This is a genomic window from Pelagicoccus sp. SDUM812002 (assembly GCF_031127835.1).
Classification (GTDB): domain Bacteria; phylum Verrucomicrobiota; class Verrucomicrobiia; order Opitutales; family Opitutaceae; genus Pelagicoccus.
In genome coordinates, this window is sequence record NZ_JARXHX010000001.1 from 38,425 (window position 1) to 62,877 (window position 24,453).

The 24,453-nt window shown below is 53.7% G+C and carries 18 protein-coding genes and 1 pseudogene; 11 read left to right on the top strand and 8 right to left on the bottom strand.

The window, feature by feature from the left end; genetic code table 11:
• Positions 1 to 114: 114 nt before the first annotated feature.
• A complete protein-coding gene (locus tag QEH53_RS00200; RefSeq protein ID WP_309021094.1) occupies positions 115 to 2,199 on the top strand; it encodes a glycoside hydrolase family 52 protein in 2,085 nt (694 codons plus the stop codon).
• 27 nt (positions 2,200 to 2,226) lie between these two features.
• Here QEH53_RS00200 and QEH53_RS00205 read toward each other — a convergent pair whose 3' ends face one another.
• Positions 2,227 to 3,408 (bottom strand): aldo/keto reductase, encoded by a 1,182-nt coding sequence (locus QEH53_RS00205; protein WP_309021095.1) that lies wholly within the window; start codon positions 3,406 to 3,408, stop codon positions 2,227 to 2,229.
• A gap of 226 nt (positions 3,409 to 3,634) precedes the next feature.
• Here QEH53_RS00205 and QEH53_RS00210 point away from each other — a divergent pair, with 226 nt between their 5' ends.
• Both QEH53_RS00210 and QEH53_RS00215 read left to right on the top strand, forming a co-directional pair.
• The gene (locus tag QEH53_RS00210; protein ID WP_309021096.1) at positions 3,635 to 5,215 is read left to right on the top strand and encodes an aldehyde dehydrogenase (NADP(+)); all 1,581 of its coding nucleotides are present in this window, start codon (positions 3,635 to 3,637) and stop codon (positions 5,213 to 5,215) included.
• Between the two features lie 10 nt (positions 5,216 to 5,225).
• Positions 5,226 to 7,223: a YjhG/YagF family D-xylonate dehydratase gene (locus QEH53_RS00215; protein WP_309021097.1), complete on the top strand. Its 1,998-nt coding sequence runs from the start codon at positions 5,226 to 5,228 to the stop codon at positions 7,221 to 7,223.
• A 1-nt stretch (position 7,224) separates the two neighbouring features.
• Here QEH53_RS00215 and QEH53_RS00220 read toward each other — a convergent pair whose 3' ends face one another.
• On the bottom strand, positions 7,225 to 8,064 hold the full coding sequence (locus QEH53_RS00220) for a hypothetical protein (protein WP_309021098.1): 840 nt from the start codon (positions 8,062 to 8,064) through the stop codon (positions 7,225 to 7,227).
• Between the two features lie 137 nt (positions 8,065 to 8,201).
• Here QEH53_RS00220 and QEH53_RS00225 point away from each other — a divergent pair, with 137 nt between their 5' ends.
• Positions 8,202 to 8,591 (top strand): Dabb family protein, encoded by a 390-nt coding sequence (locus QEH53_RS00225; protein ID WP_309021099.1) that lies wholly within the window; start codon positions 8,202 to 8,204, stop codon positions 8,589 to 8,591.
• 94 nt (positions 8,592 to 8,685) lie between these two features.
• On the opposite strand, the gene QEH53_RS00230 is transcribed toward QEH53_RS00225, so the two are convergent.
• Entirely contained in the window at positions 8,686 to 9,579 is an 894-nt protein-coding gene (locus tag QEH53_RS00230; protein ID WP_309021100.1) for a rhomboid family intramembrane serine protease, read from the bottom strand.
• Between the two features lie 133 nt (positions 9,580 to 9,712).
• On the opposite strand from QEH53_RS00230, the gene QEH53_RS00235 reads away from it, so the two are divergent.
• A complete protein-coding gene (locus tag QEH53_RS00235; protein WP_309021101.1) occupies positions 9,713 to 10,549 on the top strand; it encodes a S1-like domain-containing RNA-binding protein in 837 nt (278 codons plus the stop codon).
• A gap of 327 nt (positions 10,550 to 10,876) precedes the next feature.
• On the opposite strand, the gene QEH53_RS00240 is transcribed toward QEH53_RS00235, so the two are convergent.
• Positions 10,877 to 11,305, bottom strand: a complete 429-nt coding sequence (locus QEH53_RS00240; RefSeq protein ID WP_309021102.1) for a hypothetical protein — start codon at positions 11,303 to 11,305, stop codon at positions 10,877 to 10,879.
• A gap of 522 nt (positions 11,306 to 11,827) precedes the next feature.
• Here QEH53_RS00240 and QEH53_RS00245 point away from each other — a divergent pair.
• From QEH53_RS00245 to QEH53_RS00255, 3 genes are all read left to right on the top strand, one after another.
• The gene (locus tag QEH53_RS00245; protein ID WP_309021103.1) at positions 11,828 to 12,715 is read left to right on the top strand and encodes an SDR family oxidoreductase; all 888 of its coding nucleotides are present in this window, start codon (positions 11,828 to 11,830) and stop codon (positions 12,713 to 12,715) included.
• On the top strand, positions 12,712 to 13,158 hold the full coding sequence (locus QEH53_RS00250) for a DoxX family protein (RefSeq protein WP_309021104.1): 447 nt from the start codon (positions 12,712 to 12,714) through the stop codon (positions 13,156 to 13,158). The genes QEH53_RS00245 and QEH53_RS00250 overlap by 4 nt, the downstream gene beginning before the upstream one ends.
• 205 nt (positions 13,159 to 13,363) lie before the next feature.
• Positions 13,364 to 14,044, top strand: a complete 681-nt coding sequence (locus tag QEH53_RS00255; RefSeq protein WP_309021105.1) for a hypothetical protein — start codon at positions 13,364 to 13,366, stop codon at positions 14,042 to 14,044.
• A 457-nt stretch (positions 14,045 to 14,501) separates the two neighbouring features.
• On the opposite strand, the gene QEH53_RS00260 is transcribed toward QEH53_RS00255, so the two are convergent.
• The 4 genes from QEH53_RS00260 to QEH53_RS00275 all read right to left on the bottom strand — a co-directional run bounded on the left by QEH53_RS00260 (position 14,502) and on the right by QEH53_RS00275 (position 18,725).
• Positions 14,502 to 16,085, bottom strand: a complete 1,584-nt coding sequence (locus QEH53_RS00260) for a methyl-accepting chemotaxis protein (RefSeq protein ID WP_309021106.1) — start codon at positions 16,083 to 16,085, stop codon at positions 14,502 to 14,504.
• Positions 16,086 to 16,277: 192 nt separating this feature from the next.
• Positions 16,278 to 16,883 carry an RdgB/HAM1 family non-canonical purine NTP pyrophosphatase gene (gene rdgB, locus QEH53_RS00265; RefSeq protein ID WP_309021107.1) on the bottom strand — a complete coding sequence of 202 codons (606 nt, stop codon included), beginning with the start codon at positions 16,881 to 16,883 and terminating at the stop codon, positions 16,278 to 16,280.
• Complete coding sequence (gene ribD, locus QEH53_RS00270) at positions 16,858 to 18,018, bottom strand: bifunctional diaminohydroxyphosphoribosylaminopyrimidine deaminase/5-amino-6-(5-phosphoribosylamino)uracil reductase RibD (RefSeq protein WP_309021108.1); 1,161 nt, start codon at positions 18,016 to 18,018, stop codon at positions 16,858 to 16,860. Before ribD ends, rdgB begins: the two co-directional genes overlap by 26 nt.
• A gap of 62 nt (positions 18,019 to 18,080) precedes the next feature.
• Entirely contained in the window at positions 18,081 to 18,725 is a 645-nt protein-coding gene (locus tag QEH53_RS00275) for an MBL fold metallo-hydrolase (RefSeq protein WP_309021109.1), read from the bottom strand.
• Between the two features lie 239 nt (positions 18,726 to 18,964).
• Between QEH53_RS00275 and QEH53_RS00280 the strand changes: the two genes are divergently transcribed.
• From QEH53_RS00280 to QEH53_RS24120, 3 genes and pseudogenes are all read left to right on the top strand, one after another.
• Entirely contained in the window at positions 18,965 to 22,762 is a 3,798-nt protein-coding gene (locus tag QEH53_RS00280; RefSeq protein ID WP_309021110.1) for a two-component regulator propeller domain-containing protein, read from the top strand.
• 146 nt (positions 22,763 to 22,908) lie between these two features.
• Positions 22,909 to 24,006 carry a 3-isopropylmalate dehydrogenase gene (leuB, locus tag QEH53_RS00285; RefSeq protein WP_309021111.1) on the top strand — a complete coding sequence of 366 codons (1,098 nt, stop codon included), beginning with the start codon at positions 22,909 to 22,911 and terminating at the stop codon, positions 24,004 to 24,006.
• 152 nt (positions 24,007 to 24,158) lie between these two features.
• Positions 24,159 to 24,425: pseudogene (locus tag QEH53_RS24120) on the top strand (GxxExxY protein); the annotation flags it as partial.
• Positions 24,426 to 24,453: the final 28 nt, after the last annotated feature.

Here is a 24,453-nt window from a genome sequence, read left to right on the forward strand (position 1 = left end):
ATTGCCAAGCGCTCGGGATCTGGCTTAGCCATAGCGGTCTTTTGCAAGACTTACGCATACCTTTACCAATTTGTAGTCGGATTTAGGCTGACGCCCCTTTTCATCCTCGTACCTATGAAACCAGAGAACCCCTCCTTCCACTCACACCATTCTCCAATGGGCGCCCTCGCTTCTTTCACTTGTGGGGCTCATGGAGCCAAAGGAGGCATGGGTCTCGAACTTGCCGGACCGTTCCCGGGAAGCATCTCAATCGGGTACCACGATACGTCTGGCACGCTTCATCTGCTGCCGCTATTTGAGGGAAGCGAGTCATCGGAAGCGGAGCGTTACGTCGAGGGGCCTGAAGGCACGCAAGGCAAGCTCCACACCTTGGGCGACGTCACACGCGAGTACCTTTGGGCGACAGACCGTATTTCCGCCCCAGGAGTTACCTTCGAAATCGTAAGTCCCTTTTTCGCTATACCCGACCCCAAGCAAGCAACACCCATAGAGCTAGCGTTCGCCAGCTGCCCGGTGGTCCAAGCGACCGTAACGTTCAAGAACGAAGGCGACGAACCGATTCGCGGCATCTTCGCGCTCGGTATAGATCACCGCTGGAGCGGCTTGTCCGATCGCACCAACGGCACTCTGATCGGCGCTACGAGCCGCGAGGAGATTGGCTTTGCAACCCAGAACGAAGAAGCCTCCTGCTGGATGGATTTCGATCCCATCTCAGCGATGAACCGGAAGCATAGCACCCCTGAATTCCTCCTTGGTCCCACGGCCGGGCTCGAGATCTTTGTGCCTGGAGGAGAGGAGCGTACCCTGGAGATTACACTCGGTTTCTTCAAGGCAGGCAATGCGACCTTCAATCGGTCGATGTCCTACTACTACACTCAGCATTTCACGAACTTGTCTCAAGTCCTTGAATACGGTATCGCGGCCCGCGAGGAGTACCTTGAACTCGCCCATGAACGTGACGAAGAGCTGGTTGCAGCCAAGCTCAACGATGAGCAAAAGTTCCTCATCGCCCACGCCACCCGCAGCTACTATGGCTCCACGCAATGGCTTTGGGATGGCAGCGAATCCGTTTGGGTCGTGAACGAGGGCGAGTACCTGATGATGAATACCTTCGACCTGACCGTCGATATGCTCTTCTTCGAAATGCGTTTCAACCCTTGGACCGTACGCAACGAACTCGAACAGTTCGCCAGCCGTTACTCGTTCTACGACGAAGTCTTCGATCCCCAGGATCCGAATACGCTCTATCCGGGAGGTATTTCATTCACGCATGACATGGGAGTCATGAACCACTGGAGCCCCACCGGACGCAGTTCCTACGAGGTGGGTGGACTCGACCGCGCTTGCTTCTCGCACATGACCTGCGAGCAACTTACGAATTGGGTGCTCTGCGCTGGTGTCTACCTATCCCAAACGCACGATGATGAGTTCCTGCGCCGCTATCGCCAAACCTTGATCGAGTGTTTCGCATCGTTGCAAAACCGAGACCACCCTGATCCTGAAAAACGCGACGGGATCATGAGCTTCGAGTCTTCTCGCACCCAAGGTGGTGGAGAGATCACAACCTACGATTCGCTCGATCATTCTCTCGGACAATCACGCCGCAACATCTACCTCGGCGGCAAGATGTGGGCATCCTACGTCGTCTTGGAAAAACTGTTCGAACTCAGCGAACTCAACAAGCTTTCCAGCCGGGCTCATGATGCTGCGAAACGAGCTGCTGAAACATTAACTGCCGGATACGATCCAAAACTCGGATACATCCCCGCCGTCCTCGAGGGCGAAAACACGAGCGCCATCATTCCAGCGATCGAAGCTCTCGTGTATCCGCATGTTATGGGATTCGAGGAGGTTACCAGCGACGACGGCCCTTACGGTGAGTATATAAAGACGCTCAAGAAGCATCTCAAGCACGTGATCGATTCGGGAATATGCCTCTACGAGGACGGCGGTTGGAAGCTCTCCTCATCGGCAGACAATTCCTGGATGTCGAAGATAAACCTCTGCCAATTCGTTGCCCGCGAGGTACTCGGCTTCGATTTCGGAGAGGGCCAATTCCAAGCTGACCAAGCCCACGCCCGTTGGGAACGCGAGGGCTCGAAGCTATCGGCTTGCTCGGACCAGTTCCGCTCCGGCGTGGCCCACGGCTCACTCTACTATCCGCGTATCGTCACCAATATTCTCTGGATGAACGAATAAGCGGCCAAGCAGCGCTATTTCGCCCGATCAGCTCTCGCTCAAACGTTTGAGTTCCGCTTCGTCAAACAATGCGTGAGCTTCGTCGAGAATGTCCACGATTTGGTCGGCGAACGGGCTTTCAGCCACCTTTTCGCGAAGTTCGACCTTATCGTAGTCCTTCGCCTTGCGACCAGGGAACCAATGTTCGGCGTTACCAAGCAGATTGTAGCGCATCTTCCCCCAACCTACGATGTCGAGCGACTTCGCGTAAGTGTAGAGGCGCAGGATTTCCTTCACGTTTACGCCACTTGGAAGTTCTTCCCATTCCGGTATTCCTTTCCACCATCCCGAGCACCAATCCGCGCCGAGGACCTTTACCATTTCCGCGCGGAGCTTTTCTTCGACAGGTTTCATGGTCTCCTCGGCAATATCGTAGTAGTCGAGCATTTCCAGATGCGTATCGAAGTCTTGGGGACAGCTCACTCCCATGCTGAGGGTGTGAACCTCTGGACGGGAAAGGCAGAACAGCGCGTTCCACTGCATGGGGTGCAGGTCGCCGCAAATATCGACCAGTTTCTGAGACGGCTCGTAGAGCTTACCTCCCTTGTCGTTAGGGCTGATAATGAACACGCCCATGTCTTGCTTCTTAGCAATTTCGATCGACTCCCAATTCAGTTCGTTCACGAAATACCAGTGAACGTTGAAGTAGTCGAACTGACCGCTTTCGTTAGCCTTGCAAATCACTTGGTTACTCGCGTGGGTCGAATAGCCGATATGGCGGATACGTCCTTGCTCGCGCAACTTGTGGGCGACTTCCATGCAACCTCCGTCCCGGAGCACCCAGTCGAGAAGCTCCGCATTGTTGATACCGTGAAAGGAAAAAAGGTCGATGTAGTCTGTTTTCAGATACGCCATGGACTTTTCGAAGTTTTCCAGGAAGACTTTTGGATCCTTCTCCGGAGCGACCTTTGTCTGGAGGATTAGCTCCTCTCGGTTAAACTTGGGCAGAATCAGACCAAGTTGCATCTCCGAGGAACCATAGCCTCTCGCTGTTTCGATATGGTTGGAGCCGACTTGCAGTGAGAATCGCACTGCAGCCTCGAGATTTGCCTGCCCGCCTCCCTTAAGGTCTTCCAGGGCGATATCTGACCAGCTCTGCTGAAACCTCATCCCCCCGCAGGTGATAACCGGCATTTTCAACTCTGTTCGTCCATATCTCCGATACTTCATAGGTTCGAAAGTGCGGCTTAATTTATTGAGTAAGGCCATTAAAAAACACCTCCGTGGACGGACCCAGTATTCGCTCTCACTATTTAACCGCCGCCGGAAGTCATTGCTTACTCAACAATTCAGTCGTTTTACTCCCTCTTTCAGTATTTTTACTTTAGACACGAATCGTCAGCTGCCTACCGTGTCTCCTGAACTACGTCTAATAACCCAACCGCACCCCCGACATATGCAAAACATCCTTTTCAACGGAGAATGGACTGAATCTAGCGCACCGAGCTCCACCTTCCACGCGTTCAATCCTAGTACTAAGGAAGAGCTAACAGAGAGAGCTTTCCCGGAATCTAACTGGGATGAAGTCGAGTCGCTCGTGGATGCCGCGTTCACAGCAGCCCAAGCGTTGCTGGACGTGGACTCTGACACTATCGCCAGCTTCCTCGAATGCTACGCTGCTAAGATCGAGGCGGCCACGGATCGGCTTGCTGCAGTGGCGAACGAGGAAACCGGGCTCCCCGTTTCTCCTCGCCTTGCAGGTGTCGAGATTCCCCGCACCGTCAACCAGATCCGCCAGGCTGCCGCAACTGCTCGCTCCGGAGACTGGGCGCGTCCGACGCTGGACAATGCGACCAACATTCACTCGATGCACGGTCCGCTGGGAGGTCCTGTGGTCGTGTTTGGACCCAACAATTTCCCTTTCGCCTACAACGGAATCTCGGGTGGGGATTTCGCCTCGGCCATCGCTGCGGGTAATCCCGTTATCGCCAAAGCCCATCCTGCCCACCCGTACACGACTCAACTGCTCGCCGAACTAGCTCAGGAAGCCGTTAGTGAAACAGGACTTCCCGCCGGCACGGTCCAACTTTTTTACGGCACCGCCCCTGAAAATGGCCTGAAGCTGGTTTCCCATTCGAAGGTTGCAGCAGTTGGATTTACCGGAAGCCGTCCTGGTGGACTCGCCCTGAAAGAAGCGGCTGACAAGGCAGGTACTCCGATCTATTTGGAAATGTCCTCGGTGAATCCAGTTTTCGTAATGCCCGGAGCACTTCAAGAGCGCGGATCCGATATCGGCACCGAACTACATGGATCCTGCACGCTTGGAGCCGGCCAATTCTGCACGAAACCCGGCTTGGTGGTAGTCCAACAGAGCAGCGAGGCAACCGCTTTGATCGAGCAAATGACGGAGAGCTTCTCCCAATCGCCAGCTGGCATCCTCCTCACAGGAGGCGGCGTCAAGGCAGTATCCAAAGCTGTGGAGCAGCTAAAAGCAGCCGGCGCTAAACTACTTGCGGGCGGTAAAATCGCCGATACGGCCCACTTCGGCTACGAACCGACCCTACTAACCGTAGACGGCTCTACATTCCTCGGAAGCCCGAACGAGCTGCAAAGCGAAGCCTTCGGCGCCGTCTGTCTCGTCGCAGTAGCCAAAGACGCAGAAGAAATGTTGGCCATAGCTTCTACCATAGAAGGCAACCTAACCGGCAGCATCTACAGCGACACCAAAGGTGGCGACGATTCCGAATACGCTGCACTTTCCAAAGAACTTAGAACGAAAGTGGGACGTCTCCTAAACGACAAGGTACCCACTGGAGTCGCAGTTTGTCCCGCCATGAACCACGGTGGACCGTATCCAGCTACTGGACACCCAGGCTTCACAGCTGTCGGCTTCCCAGCCAGCGTGATCCGCTTCAGCGCTTTGCACAGCTACGACAACGTTCGCGAAAACCGCCTGCCACAAGCTCTGCAAAAGAAGAATCCTACTGGCTCGCTTAACCGATTGGTCGACGGTAAATGGACAACCGCTGACGCATAATCCTCTAAGTATGCCCCTAAACATTCCCGTTTCGAAAGTACTCCCAACTTCGGATCCCATCAGCCAAACGCGTACCTCCGGCAAATCGCCTGAGGGACGCTTACCTGTATCCGAAGAACAGCTACGCGATTCGCCGAGCGGCGATCTCTTCGGCTTGACCCAAAATGCGGGCATGGGCTGGCGAGCTTCCGAAATCGGGCGCGACCCCTTCCTCATCGTAAGCACCTCTGGCGGTCTTCGCGATGCCGACGACTCGCCCATCGCCCTCGGTTTCCACACAGGACACTGGGAAATCGATAAGCTGGTCAAGGCAGCAGCCCTGACGTTTACGGAGAACAAAGCCTTGCCATTTGCGGTAAGCTGCAGCGATCCGTGCGATGGGCGTTCGCAGGGGACTCACGGGATGTTTGACAGCCTGCCCTATCGCAACGATGCAGCGATCACCATGCGACGTCTTATCCGCTCGCTGCCACGCAGAAAAGGGGTGCTAGGGATCGCGACCTGCGACAAGGGCCTACCCGCTACGATGTTGGCCCTCGCCGGTTGCAGCCATCTTCCCGGAGTCATCGTGCCCGGCGGCGTAACTCTACCTGCGCCTGGAGCAGAGGATGCAGGCAAAGTACAGACCATCGGAGCGCGTTTCGTGCACGGAACGATTTCGTACGACTATGCGGTCGATATGGGTTGCAAAGCCTGCGGTTCCCCCGGTGGCGGCTGCCAGTTCCTCGGCACCGCAGCGACTTCGCAAGTCGTAGCTGAGGCCTTAGGAATGAGCCTGCCGCACAGCGCGCTGTGCCCTTCCGGAGAACCGGTCTGGTACGATATAGCCAAAAGATCGGCCCTCGCCCTTCTCAATCTTGCCTCTAACGACATTCCGCTTTCGGAAATCTTAACCGACAAGTCGATCGCCAACGCAATGGTCACGCACGCGGCTTTTGGGGGCTCTACCAACTTACTGTTGCACATTCCTGCCATAGCGCATGCCGCAGGTCTCAAAACACCGGTAGTTGAAGATTGGACACGTGCAAACCGTGCCACACCTCGTCTGGTGGACGCCCTGCCGAACGGCCCGAAAAACCATCCTACCGTGCAAGTTTTCATGGCCGGGGGCGTTCCGGAGGTGATGCTACACCTTCGCGACATGGGCTTGCTTCACCTCGATGTCTTGACCGTTACTGGTCAAACGCTTGGTGAAAACCTCGATTGGTGGGAAAACAGTGAAGCTCGATCGGAAGCAAAAAGACGACTCAAAGAGCTCGATGGCATTGATGCTAAAGACGTAATTTTTGGCCCCGACGTAGCTCGCGCGGCTGGATACAGCTCCGCTCTCGTTTTCCCCACCGGCAATATCGCTCCGGTTGGCTCCGTCATCAAGGCGACCGCCATCGACCCGAGCCTAATCGACAAAAATAACATCTATCAACATACCGGCCGAGCAAGGGTTTTCTCCCGCGAGACGGATGCCATCCAAGCGATCAAGAAAAAAGATGAAGGTGGTATCACCCAGGGCGACGTCATCGTTCTAGCCGGCTGCGGACCTGCGGGGACGGGCATGGAAGAAACCTATCAACTGACTTCCGCCCTCAAGCATCTGCCTTGGGGAAAGCATATCCCCATCTTGACCGACGCCCGCTTCTCAGGCGTATCCACCGGGGCGTGCATCGGCCACGTCGGTCCTGAAGCGTTAGCGGGCGGCCCAGTTGGCAAGTTGGTCGATGGCGATATCATTCAAATTCGAGTCGATCGCAACGATCTGACCGGAAGTATCCAATTTATTGGGTTTGATCCAGAATCCCTACTTACGCCTGAGGAAGGCGCCACCCTACTAGCTGAACGACCGCTCAATCCTATCATCGCTCCACATCCGAGCCTGCCCGAAGACACCCGGCTCTGGGCAGCCTTGCAGGCAGTTAGCGGCGGCACCTGGGCAGGAAGTGTCTACGATGTCGATCGTATCATCGAAACCTTGGAGGCTGGCAAAAAAGCGATGGAGCGGCAGCCAACCTGAATCAGCGCGTCTTTCCAAAGTAGCGCTCGATCGATTGGATTTGGTCCTTTCCCGCTCGCACCACGAACGTTTCGCCACTGGAAAACCAGATCGTCAGGTATTTGGCTCCCTCTCCGAAGTTGACGCGGCTAACGGCGCTCAGGGGGCGGTGAAGCGTTTTCATTCTACCACGACCTTCTACTTCGATTCCAGCTTGCGAAACCTTAACCTTCTCGGGGAAACGTCGGAAACTGAGCAAAGCGCCGGCGGCTAATCCGATTGCCATGCAAACACCATAGCTACCAAGCAGCCGGGCGCCGCTCATCCAACTGGGAAGCTCGACAAGGAATTCGAAGGTCCCAAAGGCGAGTCCAGCCAATATTGCGAGCACGTATCCAGTGCCGAGCATATCGCTGGTAGAATTGGTCAAGGTTACCTGGGGCAAAGTGTTTTCGAGGGCAGCTGGCTTAGGCCAGGATTCAGCGGGACTAGCGTCCGCGGTCTTTGCCACCCTCCCTGCCTCCGGGATCGATAAGCTTTTCGAGATATCGTTTTCCGACTCCGCAAATCTCGAAAACAACGCGTGGCAGTCCGGCGGAGCGAGCTCGTCGAATTCGTCAGAATCGATTTCTCCAGATCGTAACCTGTCGTATTCAAAACTCAGGTCGTAGAGCTGATCGTAGAGGTCTTGCGAGATTACGTATCCACGCCCACAGTCGTTGCAACCAACGGAACACTGTTTCCGGCGATTGGAGTCCAATTCGAAATAGACGCTAAAGGGCGTTTCCTCACTACAATGCCGACATTTGAGGGTCACACAGGGAACCCCAAGATTGCGGTATACGTGGAGATTGTTGTTCATAGCGATCGGCCCGAATACGAGCTTTGCAGCGCCCGAAGCGCAATCGCGAATTTCGAGCAATCATGGGCGCCAAGTCTGCGTTTGCCCTCCACAGTGGCGATTCCGCCCTGAAATAGTTCTCTACCTAGCATCCTATTATGAAAAAAGTTGTACTTACTCTAATCAGCCTCGCCTGCCTCGCCCTCGGAGCAACCACCCTCAACGCAGCCCACCATGAAGGCCACGACGCAATGACCCCCGGGTCTGTCATCCACGTGGTGACCGTATCTTGGAAAGCCGACGCTTCCGAAGACGGCATCAAAGCCGCCCTCGACGGCGTAGTAACCTTAGCCAAGGAATACGACGGCATCGAGCGCGTTTGGATCAAGACCATCAAGGCTCAAGGCAACCGCAGCCACGCATTCGTGATGGAGTTCAAGAGCGCCGACGCCCTCAAGGACTACGCTGGCAGTGACGCCCAGAAGAAGTGGTACGAAGTATACTACCCTGTTCGCGAAGCCAGCACCACCTTCGACATCACAAACTAGCTTTAGCAATACACACTCTCATGCCCGTCACCTCCCTCGGTGGCGGGCTTTTTTTGCTCACATAAGGGAAGGACACCTCCTTATTGATGAGAACTTAAAACCCACTCAAAGCTAACAGCCAACAGAACGCTAAGCTTCCCCAAGCGATCGACAGCAAAAGTGCCTGGACCCAAGGGTTCAAGCGTCGTGCAACTCCAGACCAGGCGACGACCAATCCTAGAGCGCTTCCGTACCCGAAGGCCCAGAAGTGACCAGGCACGTCGGTGGGAAACTCTCCTCCTCCCATCCATGCGAATGCCACGCAGGCTCCGAAGAAAGGCAGCAGCCAGTCGCGAGCCTGGATTTCAACCTTTGCCCTCAGGTAGCTACCGACCGGATACCCCGCCAGCAAGCCGAGAGCTGCGAAAACTGCAGTCGAGGCTCCAAGAGACGAAAAATCCTCCCCAGAACGCAACCACGCGTTGCTCAGGTTCGCCAGACATGCCGCAGCCAAAATCACAGCCCAACCAAGACCATTCCCCATGTATCGACATGACAGATACGCGAAAACAGAGAGTCCCAGCAGATTGCCAGCAAGGTGGCCAATGTCAGAATGCAATGTCACAGCCGTGAGGATCCTCCAACATTCGCCGGCCTCTAGACCCTCGCTGCTATTGAGTCCTGAGGTTACGATGCTGGGATACTCGTATTGGAAACCGAATACGAGGGCTAGCATCAACATGAAAGCGATGGTGGGCCACTTGCTCAGAGAAGGCGCCGACAAGTCCAAAGCGCGCGGCGGCCAAAAGCGGTTTTTCGCGGCAGTCATATCGATCTCGCGCTTTAGCTTCTCAGCTCGGTCGCTCATCACCACGAGCAGGAAACGTCCTTCCACGATTCTCACCCAATAGGGATGCCCGCAAGCCAGCACTGAGAGCCCCGCCTCGTGGGCTTGCCTTGCAGTGCGGTAACTTCCGATCACCGCTAAAGCTTCTTCCTCATCCTCCATCGTTATACGGAAAGTGCCCCTGGCGCCCTAATACGCCAAGGCTTAATCCGAATAGATACAGAGCGTTCGACGTCTCCGGCCGATTGAGAGTGCTTGCAGACAGAGCGACTCCTACTCAGCCTCCTCTCCCCTTATGGCAGAACTTGGAAAACGGAACACACTGGCAATCCTCAATGAATCCCCTCACGGCCTCTACCTCGACGGCGAAGAACTAGGCGATATCCTGCTGCCCAATGCCTACGTACCCAAGGGAATCACTCCCAACCAAAAGCTCTCCGTTTTCGTCTACCTCGATTCCGAAGACCGGATCGTCGCCACAACCGAAACCCCACTGGCTGAGGTGGACCAGTTCGCCGCCTTGAAGGTTGTCGAGGTCAATGAAAAGGTAGGTGCCTTCCTCGACTGGGGACTTAGCAAGGATCTACTGCTGCCGTATCGCGAGCAAAAGGGACGTGTTCGTGTCGGCGATACCAGAGTGGTTCGAATCTACGTGGATGACGCCAGCGGCCGAATCGTTGGTAGCGAGAAACACGCCCGCTTTATCAGCAAGTATCGGGCAACTTACAAGCCGCAGGAGCAAGTAGACCTCATCGTGATCGGCGAAACGCCTCTCGGGTACAAAGCCATCATCAACAGCGCCCACATAGGCCTGCTCTACGACAACGAGCTTTCCGAACCGCTTACAGTTGGTCAAAGCTTCAAAGGCTACGTCAACAAAGTCCGGCCCGACGGTAACATCGACCTTCGACGCGATCCGTCAGGCTACACGCGCGTCGCCCCGTTGGCCGATCAGATTCTCGACGCGATCCAGCAGAATAGCGGCACCCTTAACCTTGATGACAAGTCGCCACCCGAAGCAATCCGCGACGCCTTCGACGTGAGCAAGAAAGCATTTAAACAGGCACTCGGAACCCTCTACAAGCAACGGAAGATTCGTTTTGTCCCCGGCGGCGTCCAGCTGACCGATTGAAAAAAGCCGACTATTTGGGTCACGCCCCACCATTCCCGTGGTACTCGAAAATCAAGGCACTGGTAAGTTATCTCTGCATCTGCTAGGAGAAATCTAGATACCGAATTAGGATTTTCCATTACTAGACTTCGAAAGAAGTCGATAACAGCAAAAAAAGTACGATCCCGACTGAACATTATTACGAGTTTGTCGTCTTACAAAGTAGTTGGGCATCGCTTAGCGAGCCCACTAATGGGGTAACAAAGAAAATAATGGCGGATCGCTTAGGGGTAGGCGGTCCGCCTTTTCTTTTGCCGCTTTCAATCCTAACGTTTCAGGACCGAACGGCTAGTCGAGAACAGCCACCAAGTCGCTGATCGAAGCACCACTCTCAGCCTCCAGCACGAAGTCGCCAAATTCGTAGGTGTAGGGTGCAGGAACAAGGTTCGTCCGAATCTCTTCCATTCCAGAGTAAAAATGCAATTGTTCAGGCATTTCATAGTCCAACCTCTGGAACAATGAAATGATTTTAAACTTACCGGCCTTCAGATCGCCGATGGATTTGCATTCGAAAACCGCGTCACCCAGTTTGTTGAAACGCATGACGAAATAGGCATCCGAGACATCCTCCACGGCAGTTACCTTAGCGCTAAACTGAAACCAGCCAGATTTCGCAGTGAATTGATTTATCCCATCAGAATTAACGACACCTGATCGTACATTCTCCAATATTTCCACTTCGAGGAAGCCATCGCCAAACTCTGAATTGGAGAGCATGGTGACTTTCTCAGTCGAACTCTTTAGCAATCCGTCTCCAATAAAGCAATACGGCGTACCATTCCTAACTTCGAAAACCGGAAGCCACGCCCCTTGTTCTAGACAGTGGAGAGTGCTCTGGGCTTGAGCAAAGAAACAAGAAACAATGCAAAGTCCAATTCCAGATAGGCAGTTTCGAATGTTTCTCGCTTTCAGTTTCATATAGTTTAGCTGTGCAAATACTATCGCCAAAAAAGCTCCGAGCTCAACTTATCGCCCCCCTATTGATAGATAAGTTACAAGACGCTAACACACCATTTACAGATACCCGTAAGGCTCCCCTTTTTCTCGTCCCTGCGATGCTAGCATGTACAAAGCTGCACCGCTGACTTTTACTTAGAGAAGTTCCCAGCATGAGCGTGGGGATACTGAAACAGTATCAATGGCACAACTACATCCCGCCCGGTGTTAACAGTGTCACCGATTGCCCGAATCCAAGGGCTTTACGTTTTCGAAAAGTCACTATACCGTTTCCATCCTACAGTGAGTTCAACGCCCCTAACAGTCCTCATCACCGGTTGCAGCTCAGGCATCGGTTATGAATTGATAACTCTTTTCGAGAAAGGTTCCTACCGCATCATAGCCACGGCCCTGCCCGGCTCCGTCCAGGAACTGAAGGAAAGGCCTGTCGCCCAAAGCTCAAAGGTGACGGTGGAAGCTCTCGATGTCGCTGACTACGCAGCTGGCACAGCCTTAATCCGAAAAATCGAACAGGAAATCGGGCCCGTCGATATACTCATAAACAACGCCGGCATTTCATACCGATCAACCGTCGAGGATATGACCGTCGAAGACGAACAAAGGCAGATCCAGGTGAACTATCTAGGTGCGATGCACTTGATTCGGGAATGCCTCCCCTCAATGCGTCTTAAACGGAGTGGCCGTATCATCAACATTTCTTCGGTGGGAGGTATGATGGCGATGCCGACCATGGCCTCTTACTCCGCTTCGAAGTTTGCCCTCGAAGGAGCCAGCGAATCGCTTTGGTACGAATTGAAGCCTTGGGGGATCCACGTGACTCTGGTTCGACCAGGGTTCATCAATTCCCTCGCTTTCACAAAAGTTCTCTATTCGAGGCGGAAGGCGGAAGGGAAGTCTTCGGAGGAATACGCTCTGCACTACGAAAACATGAAGAGCTTCGTGGAAAAGATTATGAAGCGTACCCCGTGCACCTCCGCAGACGTGGCGAGACGTATCTTCAAGCTTTGCCAAAGAAAACACCCGCCGCTACGCGCTGCGGGCACACCAGATGCTACTATTTTTTACTGTCTGAGGCGCATCCTGCCGCGCTTCATTTACCACAAGCTTCTTTTCAGTACTCTACCCGGAGTGAAACATTGGGGGCCCGCGAACTCGGAGAAGAAGCCATGAGCAAAGATTTTTCAGATCTAATTTTTCGCATTTTGTTCAGCCTGATCTTCATCGGCTTGGGCGGCGAACACCTCGTGAGCGACGATCTCATTCAAAAACTCATGCCCGAATGGATTCCTAGTCCGCGAATCGTATCCATATTCTGCGGACTTGTGCTATTCCTAGGCGGTGGCATGATAGCCGTCGGCTACCGGATTAAGACCGCAGCCATCATTCTAGGGGCATTCCTGGTAGCGGTCACTGCTCTTGTACATGCCCCTGCCTTAAACGGCCACTTTTCTCCGGTTGCCTGCCCTGAGGATCAATGGATGTGGGACACCTTGCAGCGGAGCAATTTTGTAAAAAACCTATGCCTGCTTGGGGTTTGTACGATGCTGCCCTTCTACAGCACTGGGAAGTGGTCCTTAGAGGCCATACTCGAGGCTCGCAGGCAAAAGTCCTAAGACAGGTGAATTCCCTATCTGTAGGGTCAAAATGCCGCGGATAAGCAAATTCTGAATACGTGCATTTTTTACTTCCAAAGTCGCCTTGGACCCCCATGTTTCGTCGACTTTCAGAAATTCGGGGAACTTTGCCTGAAATTTTGAAACTAAGACGCGGGACCTTCTCAAGGTCCCTCATCAAACAAACTACAAATACAAATCAGAAATGAACACTAGAATCATCGCTACTCTAGCGACGGCTGCTGGACTCGTGTCGGCTGCCAACATCACTGCTCAAGAAGTAACTTACTCTGTAAGCTATGGCGTTGAGTCAGAATACGTCTTCCGTGGCGTAGAGATCGCAAGCGAAAGCCTCCAAGGCAGCATCGAAGCCACATACGGCGACGGCTACCTCGGTCTTTGGGCTAGCGAAGCTCTCGACGACTTCGGAAGTGATACCAGCGAATTCGACCTATACGGCGGTTGGGGCTATGCTCTCAACGACGACGTTACACTCGACTTCGGCGGCACCATCTACCACTACCCTGACTTCAGCGACGAAACATTCGAAGCATTCATCGGCGCGGCGTTCGACACAGCTCTAGCACCAAGCCTTTACGCATTCTACGATTTCGACCTCGACGCTTTCACCCTCGAAGGCGGTATCGGTCACAGCGTAGCTGTAAATGACGTCTCTAGCGTTGATCTTGGACTCACAGCCGGATACGTCGACTTCGATAACGGCGGTCACTACGCCTACTACGGAGCGACAGCTGACTACGTTTACAAGCTCAGCGAAACCACAGACGTGTCTGTTGGCGTGCGTTATAGCTCGAACGACAAGGATCTCGGCCCATCTCCTGACGGAAACGTTTGGGGCGGTCTCTCCTTCACTCACAACTTCTAGTCAAATCCCTTCGCATCGAAGGGAAGTATAGATTTTGGCCCGTTTCCGATCCGTCGGGAGCGGGCCTTTTCGCGTACGAGTATCAGCTGGCAATGAAAACAGTCCTATGGACTGAGATCGCCTCGACCTGGCTGGCCCATTTCTTTAGCAGTACCTTGTCATTCTGGCCAGTCAACGACTTCTCTGACGTAGTATCCGTACAAAAAAAGTGCTGGCTCGGAGGCCCCCCTCCAAGCCAGCTATCCCTTTATTGTTGCCTTGATCCTGAACCTTAGCGCGTTTCCGCGCAGTCCAAATTAAAGAAATTCTGCTGCTGTGCTAATGGTTAACTCTGGGTTTTTACCCCGATCAACCGTTTGCATATATACCACTATCGTTGCCGACGACACATAGTTAAGCCAGATTCGCGGAAATTCCAGTCACCCGAGCAGTTTTCGCGAATTATTTGCAAGCGAACCTAGTTCCAGAATGTCGCCTCGGCATCCTGAGTTGTCCGTGACGCTTCGAATTCGTTCTGTTTCGCAGAGCGGGGCGAGGTGCTAGCAGAGGTACCCGTTGGTAAGGCTTTATCAGGCACCGCAGAGCTACCGCACAGATCTGCCAAATCCCCTATCGCTTGATTCAATGAGACGGCCTGTTGACTCAGCTCCTGAGCAGAAGCTGCGCTCTCTTCAGTGATGGCAGCATTTGACTGGTAAGTGTTTTCAATCTCGCGAATCGCAGCGTTTACCTGTCCGACCCCATCTCGATTTTGTAAAACGGACTGGGCGATATTGGCGACCAGCTCGTCGAGCTCAGCTGCCTTGGAGAGAATATCTTCCAAGCTGCGGGAGACTCGAGCGCTTAATTCGACGCCGTGCTGGCTCTTGCTGATCGAATCCTCGATCCGCGATGAAGTTTCCTGAGCCGCTTTGGCACTGCGTTGGGCTAGGTTCCGAACTTCGTCAGCCACAACCGCGAATCCAGAACCAGCCTCACCGGCTCGCGCTGCTTCTACAGCCGCGTTCAGGGCGAGTATGTTGGTCTGGAAAGCGATTTCGTCGATCGATTTGAGGATTTGGGAAATCCCGTCGCTGGAATCTCGGATGGCGTTCATCGCAGATTCCATTTCGTCCATTTGCTTCTTGCCGTGATTTACGGCATCGCGGGTCTGGTTGGCGATGTTGGTCGCTGCGTTAGCAGAATCCGCGTTTCTTCCGGTGTTCTCAGCCAAGACCTCAAGCGACGCGCTCGCTTGCTGAATTGATGCGGCTTCGCGGTTGGTAGAGTCTGCCAGCGCTTGACCGTAGCGCGACACTTCCTGTGATGCGCAGTCGACGACTTCGGCCCCTTCGCGAAGAGAAAGCGCGATACGCTTGATCTGAGCGGAAATTGATCCCCCGAGCCAACCCCCCAATCCAGCCGCTATCGAAAACCCTAGGAACATCGCGCCACCGGTAAACCATGCGAGCTGAGATGCGTCTGCCTCGAATTGAGCGATTCTACCTGTGGCAGCTTCGCTCTCGAACTCGCGGACCATTTCAACTATGGCGTCGATTTCTTCTGTCGGAGCCCGGTCGATCCCCTTTACGAGCCTATCGACGTTTTGATAGGAGAGTCCATCTTCAGAGTCGAAGCTTGTGATAGCCTCGCGGTAGGCTTTGCCAAGACCAAGGTGGCTTTTCGCGGCTTCACTCACCGCGCCCTCGGGAACATCATTTCGGCTCAGCAAGGATTGAAGCTCGCTTAGATTGCTTTGCACGACTTCCTCCCGTTCCTGGAATCTGCCCCAATACTTATCGAATTGAGATCGGTCGTTTCCGCGCAGGAGCGTGTTCTTCCACTCTTGGACTTGAATCTTGAAATTGACTTGCGCTGAGCGAGCGAGATCGGTCGCCTCTACGAGAAAGACTCCTCGTTCGTATATTTCTGAACTGACCTCTGTCATCGCCCTGCGGGATTCTCGGAGTCCGTAAAGGCCAACGAGCCCGATTGCTAGCCCGATCGAGGCTACAGTAAGGAAGCCCCCGATCAATTTTTGTTTCAGTGTGAGTTGATGCATGGTGGTCGATTCGCTTGTTGGATTACCGAGCCCTTCGTACCTCGGTAGCGCGCAATCGGATTCGACCTCAGTGCCCTTGAGCTAAGGTAACTTCGTCGCTTCACTCACTTTATCGCTTCCTTTACAAAATACACCTCACCTTAGCGTAAGGAAGCTTCCCCAGCGAGCTGTGGCTAATGCAGCAGGCAGGATTCAATTGCTTATAGCTTCGAGCCAACGAATCAACTTGGCCATCGCCTTCCCTCGGTGGCTCATGCCTCCTTTTTCCGATTGGGAAAGCTCGGCGAACGTTTTAGTGAAACCGCTGGGAACGAAGACGGGATCGTATCCAAAACCTCCTTCGCCAGCCTTTTCTCGAATGATCTCTCCTCGGCATTCGCCTTTGAACACCCGCTCTTCTCCGCCCTTGGAGACGATCGCCAAATGGCACTGGAAAGCAGCTGAGCGATCGACATGCCCCAGAGCGCCGAGCATGTGGAGAAGCTTGTTGGTATTGTCGGAGTCCGTAGCGTCCTCGCCTGCGAAACGAGCAGAGTAAACGCCAGGGGCTCCGTCGAGAGCGTCGACGCAAAGTCCGCTGTCGTCAGCCAGCGAAAAAGCACCATCCGGCAACAAAGCGGCCAAAGCCCGCGCTTTCTTGAGAGCATTTCCAGAGAAGGTTTCCTGGTCCTCCTCTACCGTCGGCATGCCGCCGAGAGCGGTAGGACCGTTTACCTCGATGGACAGACCAGCGGCAGCTAGCATAGCCCTCAGCTCTTCGATCTTGTGGGAATTACCCGTTGCTAAATACAGTTTCATCAACGTCGAGACGAGCGGGGTAATTTACGAATCCGCGCATGAGCTGATCTTCGCCAAATACCTCGTGCCGTACTTTTTCGAGCCGGATTGCTTGCGAAAGTCGCTCCGTGCGCAAGCCACGGTAGACGGATTTCGCTTTGTCGTCGCCCATCATTATCGGGGCTCGGTAGTTGAAATGGTAGTTGAGCTCACGCATGTGCAACAGCTCGCTCACGAGTCGGCTACCACCTTCGAAATAGACGCCCGTTATACCTACGTCCGCGCAACGTTTTCTGAAAACGGAAAACGGGACCTTCATGTTCTCGGCGGGCAGGACCCAAACGTTTACACCTTCCGTCTCCAAACGACGAATGTACCCGGTGCCAGCGGCATCAGTGGTTACGACGATAGTGTTATCCCTAAAATCGTCGGTGTAGATAGTTGGCAAATACCGCTCCATCGCAGTACGTAACAATCCGTCGAATACGAATCGCATTCCACACCATTCAGGTTCACCTTCGATGCGACTCGTGAGCCGAGGGTCGTCTTCCACCAAGGTTCCCGCTCCTACCGCGATCGACGGAAAGAGTCGACGCCACTTCATCACGTTTTGGCGAGCTTGCTCCCCAGTGATCCACTTCGACTCGCCCGTCCTGCAAGCGATCTTCCCGTCCAGGGTCGTGGCGGATTTTGCGGCAAAAATTGGAATGCGATTCTGTACCCAGAAATTGGATATCAGATTCAGGTCTTCGCATTCTTCGATAAGAACCCGGCGTTCCACTTTGATGCCTGCCTCCTTCAAGGCGTCAGCTCCCTTGTTCGCATGGTCAGCGACTGGATCGCTGGCCCCAATTACCACGTAGGTGACACCTGCCTCGCGAATTGCCCGAACACCGGAGTCGAGCCTGTTCGAGCTCGGTCCCGGCTCCATGGTTAGAAAGAGGCAAGCTCCTTCCTTGGGTTTTCGACCGAGGGCCTTGAACAAGCGAATCTCGGGGGCGGTGGAACTCGGCTGCTCGACGTGGGAAGTCGCCACGACTACCCCCTCCTCGACCAATGCAGCACCGATCATCAATTGTGGATGGGTGCGGCCCCAGCCCTTGCGGGCCTTATCGAGGGCAACTTTCATGAAAGTCTCTTTTTCGGACTGGGTCATAATCTTAGAGGAATCGGCTAACGCGTTCTCTTAGAACGAATTTTGTGTGTTCGTGCAATGCCCTATTCGCCGGATACATAGGGATTAGAGGATATCTCTTCGCCTACGGTCGTATTTGGCCCGTGTCCGGGCAGTACACTCGTCTCTTTTGGAAGGGTGTAGATCCTTTCTCTTATCGAACGTTCCAACTCCTTGAAACTTCCCCCAGGTAGATCCGTCCTGCCAATACCACCCGCGAAGAGGGCGTCCCCTACAAAAGCTGCCTTAGCTGCAGGGAAATAGAATAGCACATTTCCCGGGCAATGCCCGGGTACGTGCCGAACCTCGCAATCGAGGCCAAGAAACGTGAGTTTCGTTCCGTCCTCCACCCAGTGATCTATCGCGAAGCCACGCAGCTCCAAATCCGGGGGGTAAGCGTAGGAGCGCATGCATTCTGGATTCTCAAACATTCCCCTATCCGCCTTGTGTCCGTAAAGCGGAACTCCGCGATCAGCGAAAGTTGCCACGCCTCCGATGTGATCGTAGTGCCCGTGGGTCAGCAGCAGCGCCTTAAGTTCGCAGCCATCTTCGGCCAAAGCGGGATCAACGAATTCGCAAACATCATTGGGAGCATCGATCAAGATCGCCTCGCCGCACTCTGGGTCGCTGATCAGGAAAGCGTTGGTCTGTATCGAGCCTGCTGGAATTATCCTTACGTTCAAAGACATGCTGCCACGGCATAGACGCTTGCTACGGGAATTCAACCTCCAAGAACCACTTTTACTCAATCAACAGGCGAGCTTGCGCTCGAACAAAACTCCCTCAATTCTCATTCTATCTCCCCCAATTCGACTTTCCTCCCATTCCATCTCCGTTCGCCTTTCGCCCTGTGCCCTACGCAATGCACTCTCCTTTCAGGACACTACTTAACGGTGTCTTAGCCATCTTCGCGTTCTCGTTTTGCTCGATGCCAGCGAGCGGCGCACAAAATTCTGACTTTTCGAATCTCGACTCAGATTGGAACTTAGAGGAACTCAGCTTTGAGACCGTCAACCTTTTTGGCAGCCGCTCAGCTGGGCGGATCCAAACAATCACCCAAAGCAGAAACGGACTGATTTGGATTGGAAGCCAGCAAGGACTCTACCGCTACGACGGTCGCAGAGTACTCCCCTTTTACAGCGATCCTAGAGACTCGACGAGCATCCCGAATGACAGCGTTACCGCCCTTCATGTCGACAGTAAGGGACGCCTTTGGGTCGCTACCGAGCAGGGGGCGGCGCTATTTCAAGAAGACAAAGAAGAGTTCATTCGCTATCTTCAGCCCGAGCAAACGGGTGACGGTCAAATTTCGAGCCAAGTGAACGGTATAGGGCACACTAGCGACGGGACCGTCTACGCTACCAATGAAGCCGGGAGGGTATTCAGCTTTGACGAACAATCAGGCAACTTTGTCGAGGCCACAAACTACCGCTTCGGAGCAATCAAGTCACTATCGATAGACCTTCGGGACAGGTTGTGGATTGGTTCAAACGACGCCGTATACGTATTCAATCCGCAAACACAGGAAATACAGTCGTTTACCGAGCCCATTGTTACGCAAGACGCCGTCACTATAAATTATGTCCTCGGAATCTCCTACTTAGACGAATCCGAAGTCTGGCTTGCCACTTCGACAAGTGGCTTGATCGTGCTCAACCCCAGCACCGGTGCGTTCCAAAGGATTCCCGCTAGCTCGCAACCTGAATCCTATGCCAATGGCATCTACTCCGACCAAGCGGGACGTATGTGGGCAATTAACAACGCAGGACTCACCCTCTACGACCGGTCGACTAAAGAGCCGATCCTCCAACCCCAAAACGATGCGGACAGACTAAAAACTCCGCCGAGCGGCATAAACTCCCTGTTTGTCGACCACCAAGGGAGCATATGGATCGGGAGCAACTACGATGGCGTCAGTAAATCGACCAGTTACAAACGATTCGAGACGATTGACCTCCACGCTAGAAATCCGGAGGTCAGGGCGTATGCGCCCGTAGCAGCTTTTGTGGAAGACGGGGGCGGTAATTTATGGGTCGGTCATCCCGAATCTGGGCTAGCGATGTATCCGCGTGATGGTGACAGCGTACTACGCATATTCCACGAACCGGGAGACGATTCATCACTCACCGACCAACCTATCCTCTGTCTTTTCGAGGATTCTAAAGGTCAGATCTGGATCGGTACCTACCGTGGCGGACTCTATCGATATCGTCCCGGTACCGGCGAACTCACTGGATTTCATCACGACCCCGACGACCCACATTCGCTCGGAGGCCACGATATACGAGCGATCGATGAAGATTCTGATGGAGCGCTTTGGTTCGCGACTCACGGCAGCGGCGTCATAAGCTACGATCCCGATAACGAACAGTTCGCGAACTACACTCTGGGTACGCGCGACGAAACCAGTTTCTATATTCCTAACGACTGGATCAATACCCTACTCATCGACAGCGAGCAAAACATCTGGCTCTCCGCTCGCAACGGAGTCGTCAAAATTTCAAAGGATCGAAAGAGTTACCAGCACTTTGAAGCAGACGCAAACACGCCGGGCGCCCTTTCCCATTCCCAAACCATAGACTTGTTCGAAGATTCCAAGGGACGTATGTGGATTGCGACCAAAGATGGACTAAATCTATTTTTGCCCGAGACCCATACCTTCAAGAGCTACTCGGTCCCGGAAGGACTGCCAGACAGGACAATCGTCTCAATCATCGAAGACGAGAGAGGATTCCTTTGGCTCGGAACTCTTGGAGGTCTTGCCCGTTTCGACCCCGAGACGGAGTTGACGCGAACTTTCGACACGACAGACGGGCTTTCGAGCGACGACTTTTTTGAGACAAAGGTGGCGAGGGGCATCGGCGGTATGCTCTATTTTGGCCAAAACAAAGGTATCACCCGCTTTAACCCCAACGAAATCGTCGACGATGGAGTAACGCCTCGTGTTTTCATCACAGGACTTCGCGTATTTGGCACCCCGCTGCAGGTATCCGATAAGAGTCCGCTCGAAAAAAGCATGCTTCAGACCGCCAAGATCGAACTGCGGCACGACCAAAATGCTCTCGTATTCGAGTTCGTAGCAGTCGACTTCAAAAACCCCGCCAAGAATCAGTACCGTTTTAAACTCGAAGGATTCGACAAAGATTGGTCAATACCGAGCAATAAGGCGGAAGCGATCTACACAAACATACCTTCCGGTAACTACATATTCCGAGTCCAGGCCTCAAACATTGATGGCTTCTGGAATTACCAAGGAGACACTCTCGCCGTTCAAATCACCCCTCCTTTCTGGGGCACTCTAAGTTTTCGAGTAATACTGATAATTTTCGTTATTACGGTCCCGATCGCTCTCTTTTTTTGGAGAATCAATTCCATCCGCAACGAAGCTCGCCGTCTCGAAGTCGCAGTAGCAAAACGTACTAAGGACCTGAAGCAGGCCAACATCTGGCTCGAAGAGGCAAACGCTAAAACGCAGTCGCATGGCGAGCTCCTTGAAAGAACAGTGCGCGAGCGCACCAAAGAGTTGGAGATCGCCAAGGATAAAGCCGAACACTCCGATCGCCTAAAGTCTGCCTTCCTCGCCAACATGTCGCACGAGATTCGTACCCCGATGAACGCAATCATCGGCTTCCTGCACATGCTCGAAAGCACCGATTTGAGGGATGAAGAGCGGCGGCACTTCCACGAAATAATTAGCCAAAGCAGCAAATCACTCATGTCGCTGATAGACGACATCCTAGACCTGTCAGCCATCGAAGCCGGCGAGGCCGAGATAGCTCTCCAACCGAGCGACATCGACGAAATCTGCGAAGAACTCGGCGCTCTATTTCGTGAATCTCTTCTCGCTCAGAAGAAAGGCAAGGTTTCCTACAAATTCGAAAAAAACGTATCACGCCATCTCGAGGAAGCCGGCCCTCTCATCACGGTCATCGATCCCCTACGCCTAAAACAGATCCTTTGGAACCTCCTCTCAAACGCCTTGAAATTTACAGAAGAAGGTGAAATCCGCCTTCGCGTGTCTGTCAAAGACGACGAAGGCGACGGATCCCCGGAAATACACTTTTCGGTCAAAGATACGGGCATCGGCATCCCAAAGGAAGAGCATAAGCGAATCTTCAACCGCTTCCACAAACTAGACGAAGACGGCAAAAAATTGTATCGCGGGACAGGACTCGGGCTGGCCATCACCCAAACGCTCACCACTCTGATGGATGGCGTGATCACACTCGAGTCAGAGCCGAACGTGGGTACCCAGTTCTTCGTGACCTTTCCTTACAGGTCGAAACTCGAAAGTACCGACCCCGCTAGCAAGCACGCCAAACTAAGCTCTGATAGAAATGAGGTAGACCTATCAGCCTTCAACTTGCTGGTGGTAGAGGACGAAACACCTAATTTCGAATACATCAGTCGCGTGCTAAAAAGGACGGGAATCAATATCCAATGGGTGGATCGCGGCGGCACTGCTCTAGAGAAATTCAAGAGCCAGCCATTCGATCTCGTTTTGCTCGATCTCAAGCTGCCCGAGGTTGATGGACACGAAATCGCAAGACAGATCCGAGAAATAGCTCCCGATATCCCCATTATCGTGCAATCGGCTTTCGCGATGCGCGATGACGTCCATCGCTCGAAAGAAGCAGGAGCCAACGAGCACCTGTCCAAACCCTTCAGCCCCGGAGCTCTGATAGATATCCTCAGCAAATACCTTTTGAAAACAACCGATTACTAGGCCCAATCGGCAGTCTTAGCCTCACGACCCGAGCTGAGACCGGATCCGAGCAATAGCTCAGGTTCTCGGCACCGAAAATTGCATTTCTGATCCAGCCTAAAATTACGCTTTAAAAAGCCGCGTTTTCCCCCTCAATGGCCCCCTTCATGAAAACGCTCAAATTCGCAGTTCTCCCCGGTGACTACATCGGCCCGGAAGTAATGACCGTCGCGCTCGACGTCCTCAAGGCCGCAACCGAGCCCGCGGGCCTCACCCTCGACTACACCGAAGCCCACGTCGGCGGCGCCGGAATCGACAACGAAGGCAAGGCCCTGCCCGAGTCCACCATCAAGGTTTGCGAAGAAGCCGACGCCATCCTCTTCGGCTCAATCGGCGGACCAAAGTGGGAAAACCTCCCTCCCGCTGAACAGCCCGAACGCGCGGCCCTCCTGCCTATCCGCAAGCATTTCTCACTCTTCGCTAACCTCCGTCCAGGCCTCCTCTACAAGGAACTCACCGACGCATCCCCGCTCAAGACCGAACGCATCCCCGAAGGGATCGACATGGTCTGCGTACGCGAACTCACCGGCGGCATCTACTTCGGCCCCAAGCGCACCGAGACCCTACCCGACGGCGACATCCAAGCCACCGATGAGATGGTGTACAAGAAGTCCGAAATCGAGCGCATCCTCGACGTCGCCATCGCCACCGCCCGCTCTCGCAACAACAAGATCTGCTCCGTCGACAAGGCCAATGTCCTCACCACTTCCGTTCTCTGGCGCAAGACCGCCATCGAGTACGTCGCGAAGCATGCACCCGAGATCGAGCTTACCCATATGTACGTCGACAACGCCGCCATGCAAATGGCCCGCGACCCGAACCAGTTCGATGTAATAGTAACTGAAAACATGTTCGGCGACATCATATCGGACGAAATGGGCATTGTTTGCGGCAGCCTCGGAATGCTCTCCTCCGCTTCCCTCGGAACCGGCAAGAACAAGTACGATCTCCCCTTCGGACTCTACGAGCCATCCGGCGGCACCGCGCCAGATATTGCAGGTAAAGGCATAGCCAACCCCTGTGCCCAAATCCTCAGCGCCGCTCTCATGCTCCGCCACAGTTTCGGCGAAGAAGAAATCGCCCAGAAGATCGAGAAAGCCGTCAAGCAAGCCGTCATGGACGGCTTCCGCACTGGCGACATCTCCTTCGGCAAACCCAGCATCGGCACCAAAGAAATGGCGCAAGCGATCATAGACCGCCTGTAGCCTAAATTTTTAGCCCACAGATTGCACTGATGAGCACAGATAGTGGAGATTTTCTTTACAAAGAGGAAAGCTATCAACTCATCGGTGCAGCCTTCGAAGTCTACAACGAGCTCACCTGCGCCTACAACGAACCGCTCTAGCAAGAAGCCTACGAATTCGAATTAGCGCTCCAAGAAATTCCATTCGTTGAACAGCCACAGCTAAAGGTCGCCTACAAAGGACAAATCCTGAAAAAGGACTTTTTCGCGGATATCATCGCCTTTGAGAAAATCATCGTAGAACTAAAAGTACTGCCAAAGCTTACCTCTCGCGAAGAGTCTCAACTTCTAAACTACCTAAAAGCGGCCAAGCTCAAAGTAGGCCTACTAATCAATTTCGGCTCCCATCCAAAACTCGAATGCAAAAGGATAGTCCTCTAAATCAACCCGGAGCCTATCATCATCTGTG